Raw genomic sequence first — 16,362 nt, forward strand, 5'->3', positions numbered from 1 at the left:
TTATTTTCAATTGCGACTATACTTGTCTCTCGCTATCTATCGGTTATCACTGTGCTATAGATTCCATTTTTACTGCGCTCAATGGGTTACCGTAAACGAATCACCCAGTGAACAGCAGGGTATCGGGTAACATCAACGGGAGGATGACCTTATGTGGCAAGCTATCAGCCGACTTTTGGAAGAGCATCACGGTACTGCGGACATTCAGGAGCACCGCGAATTGTCCGGCGGTGAAATACATCCGGCCTGGTACATCCGCTACGGCGAACATGACGTCTTCGTAAAGTGCGATCGCCGTGAAATGCTAGCCAAGTTCACTGCTGAAGCCGATCAGCTTCACTTACTGAGCCGCAGTAATACCGTGCGAGTACCTAAAGTCTATGGTGTCGGCAGTTCACGCGATCACAGCTTCCTGCTTCTCCAATATCTGCCCGTAAAACCGTTGGATGCCCACAGCGCGTGGTGTCTGGGCGAACAGCTAGCACGCTTGCACCAATGGAGCGATCAGCCACAATTTGGGCTGGATTTCGATAACGACCTCTCGACAACGCCACAACCCAATAGCTGGCAACGGCGTTGGGCGACCTTTTTTGCCGAACAGCGTATTGGGTGGCAACTACAGCTAGCGGCGGAAAAGGGGATGCACTTTGGCCACATTGAAACGCTGATTGCGCGCGTTGAGGAACGTCTCGCCGGGCATCAGCCGCAACCGTCACTCTTACACGGTGACCTGTGGCCAGATAATTGTGCAAATAGTCAGGATGGCAGTTATTTGTTCGACCCGGCCTGCTATTGGGGGGACCGAGAATGCGATTTAGCCATGCTGCCTCGCTATCCGGCCCTACCCGCGCAGATTTATGATGGCTATCAGAGTGTGTGGCCGCTGGATAAAGGCTTTATCGATCGCCAACCCATTTATCAGATTTACTATCTGCTTAACCGCGCCAATCTTTTCGGGGGCAAGCATATTGTTGAGGCGCACCACCTGATCGAGCAGCAATTTTTGCTCTAATGCGAGGCGCTTTATCTCAGGTAAGAAGGATGTTTCAGCGTCTGGCGCAACCACTGCGCCAGACCGTTACTCAGACTGGTAGCCCTAATAAGCGCAACACCAGGTAGCCGATACCCGCGATAATTACCGGCAGAATATATAGCGGAAAGAATTGCACAAAGATCGTATGCGCTGGGACAATGACACGCGATTCCAGCATCTCTCGCGTACTCCCCCCCTCACCTTTCATCTTTTCCAGAATGACTTGATCTTCAATACCTTCCTTAATTACCTTCGCCTGACGAGACATGCGGGCACCCGAAACCTGCAACGCAAGGCCAATAAAAATCAGGATGTAGATCAGCCAAAACATCAGCGTCGCCGCACTGAAAAAACGCGTGAAATCCGGTACGGGTGAGTTGTACCAAAAAACGTTCAGGAAAGGCGTATTAAAGCGCACCATGTCGACCATCAAATGCACAAAATCCAGAAGTACAGCATCAATACCCTGCTTTTTCTGGGTATAGGCGTAGAGATAGTTAGCCAGCGAGACGAAGGTTGAAAGCAGCGCGGGGATAAAAAGTATCCATCCAGCAAGGCGTTTAACCACGGCAATACGGCCAGCCTGTTGATACGTCATGAGAACCCCTTCTTAGCGACGCAACATCGATAATATATCGTTTTAGTACGACGGGTAGCCTACTGTAAGTTTACGTGCAGTCAACACTTTATCTCCCACACCGCCTGATAAGCCACAATGACCACTTGCCACCATCCTGCTTCAGGTTGCCTGAGTGTTGGCTATGACTCAGCTCTTGCATAGACCATGTATTACTCAAAATGCTAGCGTTTTATCCTGCAACTCGACTGATTAGGGTATAGTTTACCACTAAACATTCTTTTCCTTTGCTGACGGAGCCCGTGGTATGTCCTTTGATTCCTCTATACGAGCGGCAATTTTTGATATGGATGGCCTGCTGATTGATTCCGAGCCCCTGTGGGATAAGGCCGAGCTGGAAGTGATCGCTTCGCTAGGCATTGATATTTCACTACGGGAATCCATGAAAGATACGCTGGGCTTACGCATCGATATGGTGGTCGAACTCTGGTATCAATGTTCTCCTTGGACTGCACCAGGTAGAGATGAAGTTGTTCGCCGTATTATAGAACGCGCTATCGAACTCGTTGCCGAGCGGCGTCCTCTCCTGCCCGGCGTAGAATATGCACTGCAACTGTGCCGTGAGCAGAATCTTAAAATTGGACTGGCTTCCGCTTCACCACTCCACATGCAACAGCAGGTGCTGCGCATGTTTAACCTGGATCGCTACTTTGATGTCCTGATGTCAGCCGAGACATTGCCGTATAGCAAACCTCATCCCGAAGTGTATTTAAATGCAGCAAACGGACTCGGTGTTTCTCCTGCGCAGTGCGTTACGCTGGAAGATTCGGTGAATGGCATGATTGCAACCAAAGCAGCGCGTATGCGCTCCATCGTTATTCCACAGACTGAATGTCGTGCTGACGCACGCTGGGCACTGGCCGACTATAAGCTGGACTCACTGAATCAACTGACTGCTGAGCATTTGATGTAAGAATAAAGAAGCGGAAAGAGAGAAAACAGACATCGCAGGATATTGTGAAAGCGTGGCCGACGATATGTCGACCACGCTTTGAGGCATTACAGGAAATCAGCTCGCTTAGGTGAGAAAGCATCGATCAGAACGCTGCCGTCTTCCAGCGCAACTACGCCATGCATCTCAGGTTTCACCGCCAGATAGGCATCGCCTGCTTTCAGGATACGTTTATCACCTTCGATCTCCACTTCAAAACTGCCAGCGGCAACATAAGCAATCTGATCGTGAATCTCATGGAAGTGCGGCGTACCAATCGCACCTTTATCAAAGTGCACGTAAACCATCATCAGCTCATCGCTCCACGTCATGATTTTACGTTTAATGCCACCGCCCAGTTCTTCCCATGGCGTTTCATCATCAATAAAGTATCTTCTCATTATCATCTCTCCTCTAACGCTTTTATTGCCCATACCTTCTATTGCGTCAACAAACTGTGCACGACAACGAGTGTATGATTATGGATTGCGACATTTTAGCCACATCAGTACCAGAAGAAACATAAAATAAGTAAAACCATGACGGCCCTCAAGAAATAAATAAAACATTATTTCATTTTTATTGAATTCACATCCCATCCAAACTATCATCCGGCATAACAAGAAAGAATCGGGCACGTTGAGGAATAGGTGACGTTGTCACTGCCACGCGACATCATCTGTTTCGCCCGGCGCTTTCGCCAGGAATGATTCCTGTTTCAGGAACAACGCCTGATTTTTGTTTTTCTCTGAAAGAGAGGCTAAGAAATGCAAGTTCGTCAAAGCATTCACAGCGATCATGCGAAGCAGCTAGATACCGCTGGCCTGCGTCGTGAATTTCTTATCGAACAGATTTTTTCTGCCGATGCCTACACGATGACCTATAGCCACATCGACCGAATCATCGTCGGTGGCATCATGCCTGTACACAGTGCTGTAGCAATTGGCGCTGAAGTAGGTAAACAACTCGGCGTCAGCTATTTCCTAGAACGTCGCGAACTCGGCGCCATCAACATTGGTGGTGCAGGCATCGTGACTATCGATGGCGTGCGCTATGACGTGGGTAATGAAGAAGCCATCTATGTAGGTATGGGCGTGAAAGACGTGCAGTTTACCAGCGTCGATGCGGCTAACCCAGCCAAGTTCTACTACAACAGCGCGCCAGCACATACTGCATACCCTACCCGCAAGATTACTCAAGCTGACGCCTCGCCACAAACCGTGGGAGAGGATGCTAGCTGTAATCGTCGCACAATTAACAAATACATTGTTCCCGATGTATTGCCAACCTGCCAGCTCACGATGGGATTAACCAAGCTGGCTGAAGGCAGCCTGTGGAACACCATGCCTTGTCATACGCATGAGCGCCGGATGGAAGTCTATTTCTATTTTGATATGGATGAAGAAACGGCCGTTTTCCACATGATGGGTCAGCCGCAAGAAACCCGTCACATAGTTATAAAAAACGAGCAGGCGGTGATTTCACCGAGCTGGTCAATTCATTCCGGTGTTGGCACCAGACGCTACACCTTTATCTGGGGCATGGTTGGCGAGAATCAAGTTTTCGATGACATGGATCACGTCAAGGTTAGCGAGTTGCGTTAATCGCTTTCAACCGGAATTACCGGCGTTCCCTACAGTAACAGCTAACGACTAAGTATTGTCGCTTACAGAGAGATTATAGATATGATTTTAAATTCTTTTGATTTGCAAGGTAAAGTTGCTCTTATCACTGGTTGTGATACCGGTTTGGGTCAGGGTATGGCTATCGGTTTGGCGCAAGCCGGCTGTGATATCGTCGGCGTCAACATCGTTGAACCAAAAGACACCATCGAAAAAGTCACCGCACTGGGACGCCGTTTTCTCAGCCTGACCGCTGACATGAGCAATGTATCTGGTCATGCCGAACTGGTAGAAAAAGCCGTTGCTGAATTTGGCCACGTTGACATTCTGGTCAACAACGCCGGTATCATTCGTCGTGAAGATGCCATCGAGTTCAGCGAGAAAAACTGGGACGACGTCATGAACCTGAACATTAAGAGCGTTTTCTTTATGTCTCAGACCGTTGCGCGCCAGTTCATCAAACAAGGTAAAGGCGGCAAGATCATCAACATCGCTTCTATGCTGTCCTTCCAGGGCGGTATCCGCGTGCCTTCTTACACTGCATCAAAAAGCGCCGTTATGGGTGTAACCCGTCTGCTGGCTAACGAGTGGGCAAAACACGGCATCAACGTCAACGCGATTGCTCCAGGGTACATGGCCACCAACAATACTCAGCAACTGCGCGCTGATGAAGATCGTAGCAAAGAAATTCTGGATCGTATCCCCGCTGGCCGTTGGGGTTTACCACAGGACCTGATGGGCCCATCCGTCTTCCTGGCATCCAGCGCATCTGACTACATCAATGGCTACACTATTGCCGTTGACGGTGGCTGGTTGGCTCGCTAAGCGTAATTGTTCTTAGCGGCATTTCGCCAATCTGCGATAAAAAGCACAATTCCGGTTGTGCTTTTTATTTATTTTTCAATTTGTTATTTTGTTTCTCATCATTCTTTCTCCTGCCAAAATCCTTTCTTAAAAAAAATCAAAACAACGTTCCGACTTTGATCACACTTTCGAGATTGCGTGCATGACGACAAGGTTAATAGCGCAATATAATCAATCAAAACAGTGTTTCTATTTATAAGGAACTGTTCCACGGTTCCATAAGAAGGTACTCCATGAGTATTTTTGAAAATTTATACACCAGCAGGAAATCGCAGCTCGACGAATGGGTTGCCGCGCTTGATAGCCACATCGCTTGCGTACAGGATAAAGGTCGCAGCCAGAGTCAACCTACGCCATTGCTGGCTGATGGCTTTGATGTGGAAAATTATGCGCCTGTAGTATGGCAATTCCCTGATGGACATAGCGCACCTATTTCTAATTTTGCCAGCCAGCAAAATTGGCTAAGAACACTGTGTGCCATGAGCGCCGTTACCGATGATGATAGTTACCAACAATACGCTATTGCACAAAGCGAATATTTTCTGGAACACTTTGTTGATAATAATAGTGGCCTATTCTACTGGGGCGGCCACCGCTTTATTAATCTGGATACGTTAGAAGGCGAAGGCCCAGAATCCAAAGCGCAGGTGCATGAATTAAAGCATCACCTGCCTTATTATTCGCTGTTACATCGCGTTAATGCGGAAAAGACGCTGAATTTCTTTCAGGGTTTCTGGAACGCGCACGTTGAAAACTGGGAATCATTGGACTTGGGTCGCCATGGCGATTACAGCAAAAAACGCGATCCCAATGTGTTCCTGCATAACCGTCATGATGTTGTCGATCCAGCACAGTGGCCTACCCTGCCATTAACGAAAGGATTGACGTTTGTTAATGCTGGCACGGACCTGATTTACGCTGCATTCAAATATGCAGAATACACGGGTGATAGCCATGCAGCGGCTTGGGGTAAGCACCTTTATCGCCAATATGTTCTGGCTCGCAACCCAGAAACCGGCATGCCGGTGTATCAGTTCAGCTCACCACAGCAGCGCCAGCCTGTACCAGAGGATGATAACCAGACGCAATCCTGGTTTGGCGATCGTGCTCAACGCCAGTTTGGCCCTGAGTTCGGCAAAATTGCGCGTGAAGCCAATGTGCTGTTCCGCGATATGCGCCCACTGCTGATTGATAACCCACTGGCCATGCTGGATATCCTCCGCACTCAGCCTGATGCTGAAATGCTGGATTGGGTGATCTCTGGATTAAAAAATTATTATCAGTATGCCTACGATGTCACCAGCAATACGCTGCGGCCAATGTGGAATAACGGTCAAGATATGACAGGCTACCGTTTTCAACGCGATGGGTATTACGGCAAAGCGGGAACAGAATTAAAACCGTTTGCATTAGAAGGCGATTATCTATTACCACTGGTTCGTGCCTATCGCCTGAGCGGCGATGAGGATCTGTATGCGCTGGTTAACACGATGCTGACGCGACTGAATAAAGAAAATATTCAGGACATCGCCAGCCCAATGCTTCTGTTGACCGTTATTGAGCTAGCCGATCACAAACAATCAGAATCCTGGGCACATTACGCCGCACAGTTGGCGGGCATTCTGTTTGAACAACACTTCCATCATGGTTTGTTTGTTCGCTCTGCACAGCATCGTTATGTTCGTCTGGATGATACTTATCCGCTGGCTCTACTGACTTTCGTTGCCGCTTGTCGCAACAAATTAAACGCTATTCCACCGTTCTTGACGCAAGGTGGATATGTTCACGGTGATTTTTGCGTTAACGGGGAAAATAGAATTGTTTATGACGTGGAGTTAATTTATCCAGAGTTATTAACGGCTTAATTTTATATTTTTTTAATGATTCACAATTACAAATAGGTAAGCATTATGAATGAAAACAGAATGCTGGGGTTAGCCTATATCTCCCCCTATATTATAGGGCTGATAGTTTTTACCGCTTTCCCCTTTGTTTCGTCATTTATCCTCAGTTTTACTGAGTATGATTTGATAAATCCACCTGAATTTACGGGGTTAGAAAACTATCACCGCATGTTCCTGGAGGATGATCTCTTTTGGAAATCAATGGGCGTCACCTTTGCCTATGTATTTCTGACCATTCCACTGAAATTAATCTTCGCGCTGTTAATTGCGTTTGTACTTAATTTCAAATTACGTGGTATCGGTTTCTTCCGTACTGCTTACTATGTGCCTTCTATTCTGGGCAGCAGCGTGGCAATCGCCGTTTTGTGGCGTGCACTGTTCGCCATCGATGGTTTGTTAAACAGCTTCCTCGCCGTGTTTGGCTTTGACGCTATCAACTGGCTGGGCGAACCTTCTCTGGCACTGATGTCGGTAACCTTGCTGCGCGTATGGCAGTTCGGTTCCGCGATGGTTATCTTCCTGGCTGCATTGCAGAACGTTCCGCAATCACAGTATGAAGCCGCCATGATCGACGGTGCATCCAAATGGCAAATGTTCCTGAAAGTAACAGTACCGCTAATTACGCCCGTTATTTTCTTTAACTTTATCATGCAGACCACTCAGGCATTTCAGGAGTTTACGGCACCTTACGTCATTACCGGCGGCGGTCCAACGCACTACACCTACCTGTTCTCGCTCTATATCTATGATACGGCGTTCAAGTATTTCGATATGGGCTATGGTGCTGCGTTAGCATGGGTTCTGTTCCTGGTTGTTGCAGTATTTGCGTCGATCTCCTTTAAGTCGTCGAAATACTGGGTGTTCTACTCCGCTGATAAAGGAGGAAAAAATGGCTGACATGCATTCAAACCTGACTACAGCACAAGAAATTGCTGCTGCAGAAGTACGCCGCACGCTGCGTAAAGAGAAACTCAGTGCCGTTATCCGTTACGTGATACTGCTGTTCGTTGGTTTACTGATGCTTTACCCACTGGCGTGGATGTTCTCAGCCTCGTTCAAACCGAACCATGAGATCTTCACGACACTGGGCCTGTGGCCAGAACACGCCACATGGGACGGTTTCGTTAACGGTTGGAAAACCGGTACGGAATACAATTTCGGTCACTACATGATTAACACTTTCCAGTACGTGATTCCGAAAGTGGCTCTGACCGTTATTTCCTCGGTGATTGTGGCTTATGGCTTCGCTCGCTTTGACATTCCGTGGAAGGGCTTCTGGTTCGCGACACTGATCACCACCATGCTATTGCCAAGCACCGTACTGTTGATTCCGCAGTACCTTATGTTCCGCGAAATGGGCATGCTGAACAGCTATCTGCCGCTGTACTTACCGCTGGCGTTTGCAACACAAGGGTTCTTTGTGTTCATGCTGATCCAGTTCCTGCGTGGTGTACCACGTGATATGGAAGAAGCCGCTCAGATCGATGGCTGTAACTCCTTCCAGGTTCTGTGGTATGTGGTCGTACCGATTTTGAAACCAGCCATCATCTCTGTTGCGCTGTTCCAGTTCATGTGGTCAATGAACGACTTCATCGGTCCGCTGATTTATGTCTATAGCGTGGATAAATATCCGATTGCGCTGGCGCTGAAAATGTCTATCGACGTTACTGAAGGCGCTCCGTGGAATGAAATTCTGGCCATGTCCAGCATCTCCATTCTGCCATCCATTATTGTTTTCTTCCTGGCACAGCGTTACTTCGTACAAGGCGTGACCAGCAGCGGAATTAAAGGTTAATAGAGGATTTATCATGGCTGAAGTTATTTTCAATAAACTGGAAAAAGTATACTCCAACGGTTTCAAAGCCGTTCACGGCATCGACCTGACGATTAAAGACGGTGAATTCATGGTTATCGTCGGCCCGTCTGGCTGTGCGAAATCAACGACGCTGCGTATGCTGGCGGGTCTGGAAACCATCAGCGGCGGTGAAGTACGTATCGGTGAGCGCGTTGTTAACAATCTGGCACCGAAAGATCGCGGGATTGCCATGGTGTTCCAGAACTATGCGCTCTACCCTCACATGACGGTAAAAGAGAACCTGGCGTTTGGTCTGAAGCTGAGCAAATTGCCTAAAGAGCAAATTGAAGCGCAGGTCGCTGAAGCATCCAAAATTCTGGAGCTGGAAGACCTGATGGATCGTCTGCCACGCCAACTGTCTGGTGGTCAGGCACAGCGTGTAGCCGTAGGCCGCGCCATCGTTAAAAAACCAGATGTGTTCCTGTTTGACGAACCGTTGTCTAACCTGGATGCCAAACTGCGTGCTTCCATGCGTATCCGTATTTCTGACCTGCATAAGCAGTTGAAGAAAAGCGGTAAAGCAGCAACAACGGTATATGTTACTCACGACCAGACTGAAGCAATGACCATGGGTGACCGTATCTGCGTGATGAAACTCGGTCACATCATGCAGGTCGATACGCCGGATAACCTGTACCACTTCCCTGTCAACATGTTCGTTGCTGGCTTCATTGGCTCACCAGAAATGAACATTAAGCCGTGCAAACTGGTCGAGAAAGACGGTCAGATTGGCGTTGTTGTGGGTAATAACGCGCTGGTGTTAAATGCTGAAAAACAAGATAAAGTGCGCAGCTATGTCGGACAAGATGTATTCTTCGGCGTTCGCCCAGACTATGTTTCCGTGTCAGATACGCCATTTGAAGGCAGCCACTCACAGGGTGAACTGGTTCGCGTAGAAAACATGGGTCACGAATTCTTTATGTACATTAAAGTCGATGGCTTTGAATTAACCAGCCGTATTCCTTATGACGAAGGTCGGCTGATTATCGAGAAGGGACTGCATCGTCCGGTATATTTCCAGTTCGACATGGAAAAATGCCATATTTTTGATGCAAAAACAGAAAAAAATATCTCTCTTTAACAGGAGTAGTAACCGATGAAAAAAGCGATCCTACACACGTTAATAGCTTCATCCTTGGCATTAGTTGCAATGCCATCTCTGGCAGCCGATCAGGTTGAATTGAGAATGTCCTGGTGGGGCGGCAACAGCCGTCACCAACAGACGCTCAAGGCCATTGAAGAGTTCCACAAGCAGCACCCAGATATTACCGTGAAAGCGGAATACACCGGTTGGGATGGTCACCTGTCTCGTCTGACAACACAGATTGCCGGTAACACTGAGCCAGATGTGATGCAGACCAACTGGAACTGGCTGCCGATTTTCTCCAAAAACGGCGATGGTTTTTACGATCTGAACAAAGTGAAAGATTCTCTGGATCTGACACAGTTCGATGCAAAAGAACTGCAAAACACCACGGTCAACGGCAAGCTGAACGGTATTCCAATCTCTGTTACCGCTCGTGTGTTCTACTTCAACACCGAAAGCTGGGCAAAAGCAGGTCTGGAATACCCGAAAACGTGGGACGAGCTGCTGAATGCCGGTAAAGTGTTCAAAGAAAAACTGGGCGACCAATACTACCCTATCGTGTTGGAACACCAGGATTCTCTGGCGCTACTGAACTCTTACATGGTTCAGAAATACAACATTCCTGCTATTGATGTAAAAAGTCAGAAATTCGCCTATACCGATGCACAATGGGTTGAATTCTTTGGCATGTATAAGAAATTGATCGACAGCCATGTCATGCCTGATGCGAAATACTATGCTTCTTTCGGTAAGAGCAACATGTATGAGATGAAGCCATGGATCAATGGCGAGTGGTCTGGTACTTACATGTGGAACTCCACCATCACCAAGTACTCTGACAACCTGCAACCACCAGCAAAACTGGCGTTGGGTAACTATCCAATGCTGCCTAGTGCGAAAGATGCTGGTTTGTTCTTCAAACCTGCACAGATGCTGTCTATCGGTAAGTCAAGCAAGCATCCTAAAGAGTCTGCTCAGTTGATCAACTTCCTGCTGAACAGCAAAGAAGGTGCTCAAGCACTGGGTCTGGAGCGTGGTGTACCGTTAAGTAAAGCCGCTGTGGCTCAGTTAACTGCTGACGGCGTCATCAAAGATGATGCACCAGCGGTTGCCGGGTTGAAGCTGGCGCTGTCTCTGCCGCATGACGTTGCTGTTTCTCCTTATTTCGACGATCCGCAAATCGTTTCTCTGTTTGGTGATACCATCCAGTCTATCGATTACGGTCAGAAATCTGTTGAAGACGCAGCGAAATACTTCCAGCGTCAATCTGAGCGTATTCTGAAACGCGCAATGAAATAATGTAGCACTCGATTTATTCTGTAATTCATCCCTGCCGCATCGTCGGCAGGGATTTTTCATTTAAATTAAAACATCCTCTATATTCAATTCGATCTCCCTCACATTTTGAAACCCTATTTTACTTTTTGTTACCCAAGACGATCTCGATCACAGAACGTAATTTAATAATAAATAGAATAGAACTTGTCCCAAAAAGCATAATGCGCCTTTCGAATTAAAGTATTAAGCGACATCCTAACCAGTAGGGAATATAACAATGAAATTTAAATTACTAGCTCTGGCAGTGACCTCATTAATCAGTGTAAATGCAATGGCCGTAACTATCGATTACCGTCATGAAATGCAAGACACTGCTAAAGGTGATCATAAAGATCGTCTTTCAATGTCTCACCGTTTTGATAATGGCTTTGGTCTTTCCGTCGAAGCTAAATGGAAAAATGGTGACAAAACACCAGATAAACCGCTTAATGAGCCAGTAAGTAACGGCACAGAAGTAAAAGCTAGCTATGCCTACAAAATCAATGACACATTCTCTGTTGAACCAGGTTTAACGTTTGAGTCAAACAACACGAGCAGCACCTACAAGCCATACATAACCGGTAAAGTTAACATTATTAAAGATTTGTCTTACTCATTACGTTATCGCCCTTACTATGCCCGTACAAGCGGGAACATTGGCAAGGCTAATACATCCGAGAATGGATATAACCTCACGGGTACATTAAGTTATAAATTCCTGAAAGATTTTGGCATCAGTTATGAAACTGATTATAAAAAATCAAACAGAGCTAATAACTACCAGGCCGATAATGAAACATGGTTAATTAATCACAACGTCAAACTGTCTTACAAGTGGGATAAAAACTGGACTCCTTATGTAGAAGTCGGAAACATTGCCGCTGATAAACTCACTGATGAACGTCAGACTCGTTACCGTGTTGGTGTGCAATACAACTTCTAATAACGGCCTTGTTATTTAAATAAGCGTTATTAGTTGGCAAAAGGGATGTTAATTGTTTATTTGATTTTTCTTTTATCATTAACATCCCTTGATTACGATATCTGTTGTTGGTTAAGCAAGTTGGTTACGTTTCTTTGTTACATACGATCGAGTTAATGTTTTTTAGTTGCATGCGTTTTAGCTGTTGCAATTGCTGTGTCTGATTTACCCTCTTCGTGTATGAATGTTACTTCTTTATTAAGTTTTGCGGTTCAGGGTAGTCATTTTTTCTCCGATGTAATGGCTACCCTATTTTTTACCATCCCCCCTTTCCCTTTGCCAGGTGATCTATCATGATTGTTCGTTCTCTGCTTGTCGGAGCCATTATGATGTCTGTAAGTGGATTAAGTTACGCTCAACCTGTTTTTCCTATCTGGCCACACGGTGATGCACCGGGAGCCTCTTCTTCAACGGCACAGCCGCAAATGGTCGAACGAAGTAAAGACGCCGCTCTCCCTGACCGAGCAGCAATGGGCATCCGCAGCCCCGAAATTACCGTTTATCAGGCAGAGAAACCCAATGGTATGGCGTTGCTCATTACACCCGGTGGTTCTTATCAGCGCGTCGTATTGGATAAGGAAGGCAGCGATCTGGCACCGTTCTTTAATCAGCAGGGCTATACCCTTTTCGTGATGACCTATCGTATGCCCGGCGAGGGCCATAAAGAAGGCGCTGATGCCCCGCTGGCCGATGCCCAACGAGCAATAAGAACACTGAGAGCCAATGCTGAGAAGTGGCACATTAACCCGCAGCGCATCGGTATTATGGGGTTCTCTGCCGGTGGTCACGTTGCCGCTAGCCTCGGAACCCGGTTCTCACAGTCCGTTTACCCCGCGATGGATGCCATTGACAGCGTTAGCGCACGTCCTGACTTCATGGTGTTAATGTACCCCGTTATTTCAATGCAAGCCGATATTGCGCACGCAGGTTCGCGTAAACAATTAATCGGCGAACAGCCAACGGAAGCGCAGGTGACCCGCTATTCTCCAGAGAAACAGGTTACGGCTCAAACGCCTCCTACGTTTCTGGTACATGCCGTTGACGATCCGTCAGTGTCGGTTGATAACAGTCTGGTGATGTTTAGCGCACTGCGAGGGGAGAAAATTCCGGTTGAAATGCATCTCTTTGAGAAAGGTAAACACGGCTTCGGTCTACGTGGTACCAAAGGGCTTCCCGCAGCGACATGGCCTCAACTACTGGACAATTGGTTGCAAGCTTTGCCCGTAGAACAGCCTAAAGCCGCGCAATAATAGAGACATAGCGTAATAAATCGTTACGCCGTCACCGCTTCCGCAGACAGAGATAATCTCTTATACTGTATAAAATAACAGTTTCATTTGAGATGTTTCATGACTGCGGAAGGACACCTGCTTTTTTCTGTTGCCTGCGCGATTCTGGCTAAAAAAGTTGAGCTATCGCCAGCGCTGGCTACCGGAGACTGGTGGCACATTATCCCTGGAGCACTCCTTACCGCGCTGCTGCCCGATATCGATCACCCAAAATCCGTTCTTGGACAACGCCTGAAATGGCTTTCTACACCTATTGCACGGCTTTTTGGTCATCGGGGATTTACTCACAGCCTCCTTGCTATCGCTACGGGTATTTTCTTTATTCAGACGCGCTTACCACCGAGTTGGCCGATTCCGACTGATGCCTACCATGCCATGATCGTCGGTTATCTTAGCCATATTCTCGCCGACATGTTGACTCCCTCCGGCGTTCCCCTACTCTGGCCCTGCCGCTGGCGTTTCCGCCTGCCGATTTTAAACAGCCAAAAAGGTAATCAATTAGAGCGCTTCCTGTGCCTTGCTTGTATCGGCTTTTCGCTGTATCAACCGCAAAAAAATTTGGATTGCTGTACCTACGAACAGTCATTTCGCTTTTTGCAGTCCGCGCAGACCTACCTTTTTCAGTACGTGAAATAGCAGTGTTATTTGCTACGGCCTTGTCTGAGTAACATCATGGCAAAAGAACTGCTATTCTGTGCGCGTTTGTTATTTCTTATCGCGAAAAATCATTCTTTACCATCAAACCACACCGTTGCCGTGTGAGTTTATGGCCTGTGTGATGTAACGCGATTAACTAATCGGGAGAAAGGTCGGATGAATTTTCCGCTACTTATAAATATTCTGCTATTTGTCGCATTGCTGCTCGGATTAGGCTACACCAGCCGCAATCCATCCTGGAGTCTGGCAAAGAAAGTGTTGCTGGGTTTGGTTGTCGGGGTGCTATTTGGTCTGGCACTACATCTGATTTATGGCGGCGACAACCCGGTCGTTAAGCAGTCCATCTCATGGTTTAACATCGTCGGTAATGGCTATGTGCAACTGTTACAGATGATCGTGATGCCGCTGGTGTTTATCTCCATCCTTAATTCCGTTGCCAAACTGCATAATGCTTCATCATTGGGGAAAATCAGCGTCTTGACGCTGTCTACCTTGCTGATCACCACGCTGATTTCTGCACTGGTCGGCGTGTTTGTCACCAATCTTTTTGGCCTGACGGCAACCGGGCTGGTACAGGGGGCTCAAGAAACCGCACGATTAACGGCAATTGAAAGCAACTACGCAGGCAAAGTCGCTGATCTTAACGTTCCTCAGCTTATCCTGTCATTCATTCCTAAAAACCCGTTTGCCGAACTGACCGGCGCTAACCCCACGTCCATCATCAGCGTCGTCGTCTTCGCGGCTTTCCTTGGCGTTGCGGCGTTACAACTACTAAAAGATGATGCAGTAAAAGGTGAGCGTGTGTTAACCGCGATTGACACGCTGCAATCCTGGGTAATGAAACTCGTTCGTCTGGTGATGAAGCTAACCCCTTACGGCGTCATGGCGCTAATGACCAAAATGGTTGCTAGCTCTAACCTGCAAGACATCCTCAAACTGGGTAGCTTCGTGATTGCATCCTATTTAGGGCTGGCAATAATGTTTGGCGTCCATGCGCTGATTTTGTCTTTCACCGGCATCAATCCGGCCCGTTTTTATCGCAAAGTCTGGCCGGTACTGACATTCGCGTTTACCAGTCGCTCCAGTGCGGCAACCATTCCTCTCAGCATCGAAGCGCAAACGCGCCGCATCGGGGTGCCGCAATCTATCGCTAGTTTCGCGGCGTCTTTCGGTACGACAATCGGTCAAAACGGCTGTGCAGGGCTTTACCCAGCGATGCTAGCCGTAATGGTCGCACCAACGGTGGGAATTAACCCTCTGGATCCTGTCTGGATCGCAACGTTGGTCGGCATTGTCACCATCAGCTCTGCGGGTGTCGCAGGTGTAGGCGGCGGGGCCACCTTTGCCGCACTCATCGTCCTGCCCGCGATGGGGTTGCCAGTGACGCTCGTTGCTCTGCTGATCTCCATTGAACCGCTTATTGATATGGGACGTACCGCGCTCAACGTTAGCGGATCGATGACGGCAGGAACTGTCACCAGCCAGTTGATGAAGCAGACGGATAAGACAGTTTTCAACGCACAGGATGACGCAGAGTTAACACACCGCTAAGCTAAGCCATACTGCTGCATAAAAAAACGCCAACGGCTGAGGCTGTCGGCGTTTTTTTATGACGGATATCCTTGTCCGTCACCCTGCGGGCCGTTGCTGCGCAACGTTGAAAAACGTTCCCTACGTTTTTTTATAACAATGTTTTTTTATAACAATGTTTTTTTATAACAATGCAGTGCAACCAGGTTACTTAACGCTGTGGATTTGTGTCATAAGCCTGGCAACTCTGGAAACCTTTATTGAGAACATGTCCCGTATCGCTATAGCTCACAAAATAGTTCTGCGCGGTGCCATCGCGGTTTTTCAGCAGATAATCACTACAGGAGCCCTTGGCATTCACCAGCCGTTTTTCGGTGCCGCCACTCCCCGCAATCTGGTGGACCTGCTGCTTCGTCATTCCCACCTTCACATCTTTCACCACAGGCTCATTAACATAGCTTTCTGCCTTGTTGTAAGCCGAACATCCCGCCAACATGACAGCACCCGCTGCCGCAATACACATCAGGAATCTGTTATTCTTCATCTCACCACCTCATTATTAATGGGTCACACTAAGGCTAGTCGGCGGCGACCTCTTTTTCAAATCAAAATGCAGGTAGTAACCTATTGGCCGATAGTTAAAAATCGGTTAGC

Annotated in this window: 16 protein-coding genes; 13 read left to right on the forward strand and 3 right to left on the reverse strand. The window is 47.6% G+C overall.

What is annotated here, in order from left to right:
- The first annotated feature begins 151 nt into the window (after window positions 1–151).
- On the forward strand, window positions 152–1,012 hold the full coding sequence (locus tag A8F97_RS07580; RefSeq protein WP_014699838.1) for a fructosamine kinase family protein: 861 nt from the start codon (window positions 152–154) through the stop codon (window positions 1,010–1,012).
- A gap of 70 nt (window positions 1,013–1,082) precedes the next feature.
- Here the strand turns inward: A8F97_RS07580 and A8F97_RS07585 are convergent, their stop codons facing one another.
- Window positions 1,083–1,631 carry a YniB family protein gene (locus A8F97_RS07585; RefSeq protein WP_014699837.1) on the reverse strand — a complete coding sequence of 183 codons (549 nt, stop codon included), beginning with the start codon at window positions 1,629–1,631 and terminating at the stop codon, window positions 1,083–1,085.
- Between the two features lie 286 nt (window positions 1,632–1,917).
- On the opposite strand from A8F97_RS07585, the gene hxpB reads away from it, so the two are divergent.
- Window positions 1,918–2,583, forward strand: coding sequence for a hexitol phosphatase HxpB (hxpB, locus tag A8F97_RS07590; protein WP_014699836.1), 666 nt, complete (start codon window positions 1,918–1,920; stop codon window positions 2,581–2,583).
- An 86-nt stretch (window positions 2,584–2,669) separates the two neighbouring features.
- Here the strand turns inward: hxpB and A8F97_RS07595 are convergent, their stop codons facing one another.
- Window positions 2,670–3,002: a cupin domain-containing protein gene (locus A8F97_RS07595; RefSeq protein WP_005968848.1), complete on the reverse strand. Its 333-nt coding sequence runs from the start codon at window positions 3,000–3,002 to the stop codon at window positions 2,670–2,672.
- 366 nt (window positions 3,003–3,368) lie between these two features.
- On the opposite strand from A8F97_RS07595, the gene kduI reads away from it, so the two are divergent.
- From kduI to A8F97_RS07650, 11 genes are all read left to right on the forward strand, one after another.
- Window positions 3,369–4,205: a 5-dehydro-4-deoxy-D-glucuronate isomerase gene (gene kduI, locus A8F97_RS07600; RefSeq protein ID WP_015730419.1), complete on the forward strand. Its 837-nt coding sequence runs from the start codon at window positions 3,369–3,371 to the stop codon at window positions 4,203–4,205.
- 81 nt (window positions 4,206–4,286) lie between these two features.
- Entirely contained in the window at window positions 4,287–5,048 is a 762-nt protein-coding gene (gene kduD, locus A8F97_RS07605) for a 2-dehydro-3-deoxy-D-gluconate 5-dehydrogenase KduD (protein ID WP_005968850.1), read from the forward strand.
- Between the two features lie 272 nt (window positions 5,049–5,320).
- The gene (gene pelW, locus A8F97_RS07610; RefSeq protein WP_015730418.1) at window positions 5,321–6,952 is read left to right on the forward strand and encodes a pectate disaccharide-lyase PelW; all 1,632 of its coding nucleotides are present in this window, start codon (window positions 5,321–5,323) and stop codon (window positions 6,950–6,952) included.
- 45 nt (window positions 6,953–6,997) lie between these two features.
- Window positions 6,998–7,888 (forward strand): carbohydrate ABC transporter permease, encoded by an 891-nt coding sequence (locus A8F97_RS07615; RefSeq protein WP_014699833.1) that lies wholly within the window; start codon window positions 6,998–7,000, stop codon window positions 7,886–7,888.
- Window positions 7,881–8,786, forward strand: coding sequence for a carbohydrate ABC transporter permease (locus tag A8F97_RS07620; RefSeq protein ID WP_005968856.1), 906 nt, complete (start codon window positions 7,881–7,883; stop codon window positions 8,784–8,786). Before A8F97_RS07615 ends, A8F97_RS07620 begins: the two co-directional genes overlap by 8 nt.
- Window positions 8,787–8,799: 13 nt before the next feature.
- Window positions 8,800–9,927: an ABC transporter ATP-binding protein gene (locus A8F97_RS07625; RefSeq protein ID WP_014699832.1), complete on the forward strand. Its 1,128-nt coding sequence runs from the start codon at window positions 8,800–8,802 to the stop codon at window positions 9,925–9,927.
- Window positions 9,928–9,942: 15 nt separating this feature from the next.
- Entirely contained in the window at window positions 9,943–11,232 is a 1,290-nt protein-coding gene (locus tag A8F97_RS07630) for an ABC transporter substrate-binding protein (RefSeq protein WP_014699831.1), read from the forward strand.
- Between the two features lie 256 nt (window positions 11,233–11,488).
- Window positions 11,489–12,193, forward strand: coding sequence for an oligogalacturonate-specific porin KdgM family protein (locus A8F97_RS07635; protein ID WP_033071467.1), 705 nt, complete (start codon window positions 11,489–11,491; stop codon window positions 12,191–12,193).
- A 332-nt stretch (window positions 12,194–12,525) separates the two neighbouring features.
- Entirely contained in the window at window positions 12,526–13,482 is a 957-nt protein-coding gene (gene paeX, locus A8F97_RS07640) for a pectin acetylesterase PaeX (RefSeq protein WP_014699828.1), read from the forward strand.
- Window positions 13,483–13,581: 99 nt separating this feature from the next.
- Entirely contained in the window at window positions 13,582–14,157 is a 576-nt protein-coding gene (locus A8F97_RS07645; RefSeq protein ID WP_015730415.1) for a metal-dependent hydrolase, read from the forward strand.
- Between the two features lie 177 nt (window positions 14,158–14,334).
- Window positions 14,335–15,729, forward strand: coding sequence for an L-cystine transporter (locus A8F97_RS07650; RefSeq protein ID WP_014699826.1), 1,395 nt, complete (start codon window positions 14,335–14,337; stop codon window positions 15,727–15,729).
- A gap of 190 nt (window positions 15,730–15,919) precedes the next feature.
- Here the strand turns inward: A8F97_RS07650 and osmE are convergent, their stop codons facing one another.
- Window positions 15,920–16,252 (reverse strand): osmotically-inducible lipoprotein OsmE, encoded by a 333-nt coding sequence (gene osmE, locus A8F97_RS07655; RefSeq protein ID WP_025919037.1) that lies wholly within the window; start codon window positions 16,250–16,252, stop codon window positions 15,920–15,922.
- Window positions 16,253–16,362 lie beyond the last annotated feature (110 nt).

The organism is Pectobacterium parmentieri, from assembly GCF_001742145.1.
Lineage (GTDB): Bacteria > Pseudomonadota > Gammaproteobacteria > Enterobacterales > Enterobacteriaceae > Pectobacterium > Pectobacterium parmentieri.

Bases quoted from the DNA above. Each gene is read 5' to 3' on its own strand.
- A8F97_RS07580 (WP_014699838.1), top strand. From the start codon at position 152: ATGTGGCAAGCTATCAGCCGACTTTTGGAAGAGCATCACGGTACTGCG.
- A8F97_RS07585 (WP_014699837.1), bottom strand. From the start codon at position 1,631: ATGACGTATCAACAGGCTGGCCGTATTGCCGTGGTTAAACGCCTTGCT.
- hxpB (WP_014699836.1), top strand. From the start codon at position 1,918: ATGTCCTTTGATTCCTCTATACGAGCGGCAATTTTTGATATGGATGGC.
- A8F97_RS07595 (WP_005968848.1), bottom strand. From the start codon at position 3,002: ATGAGAAGATACTTTATTGATGATGAAACGCCATGGGAAGAACTGGGC.
- kduI (WP_015730419.1), top strand. From the start codon at position 3,369: ATGCAAGTTCGTCAAAGCATTCACAGCGATCATGCGAAGCAGCTAGAT.
- kduD (WP_005968850.1), top strand. From the start codon at position 4,287: ATGATTTTAAATTCTTTTGATTTGCAAGGTAAAGTTGCTCTTATCACT.
- pelW (WP_015730418.1), top strand. From the start codon at position 5,321: ATGAGTATTTTTGAAAATTTATACACCAGCAGGAAATCGCAGCTCGAC.
- A8F97_RS07615 (WP_014699833.1), top strand. From the start codon at position 6,998: ATGAATGAAAACAGAATGCTGGGGTTAGCCTATATCTCCCCCTATATT.
- A8F97_RS07620 (WP_005968856.1), top strand. From the start codon at position 7,881: ATGGCTGACATGCATTCAAACCTGACTACAGCACAAGAAATTGCTGCT.
- A8F97_RS07625 (WP_014699832.1), top strand. From the start codon at position 8,800: ATGGCTGAAGTTATTTTCAATAAACTGGAAAAAGTATACTCCAACGGT.
- A8F97_RS07630 (WP_014699831.1), top strand. From the start codon at position 9,943: ATGAAAAAAGCGATCCTACACACGTTAATAGCTTCATCCTTGGCATTA.
- A8F97_RS07635 (WP_033071467.1), top strand. From the start codon at position 11,489: ATGAAATTTAAATTACTAGCTCTGGCAGTGACCTCATTAATCAGTGTA.
- paeX (WP_014699828.1), top strand. From the start codon at position 12,526: ATGATTGTTCGTTCTCTGCTTGTCGGAGCCATTATGATGTCTGTAAGT.
- A8F97_RS07645 (WP_015730415.1), top strand. From the start codon at position 13,582: ATGACTGCGGAAGGACACCTGCTTTTTTCTGTTGCCTGCGCGATTCTG.
- A8F97_RS07650 (WP_014699826.1), top strand. From the start codon at position 14,335: ATGAATTTTCCGCTACTTATAAATATTCTGCTATTTGTCGCATTGCTG.
- osmE (WP_025919037.1), bottom strand. From the start codon at position 16,252: ATGAAGAATAACAGATTCCTGATGTGTATTGCGGCAGCGGGTGCTGTC.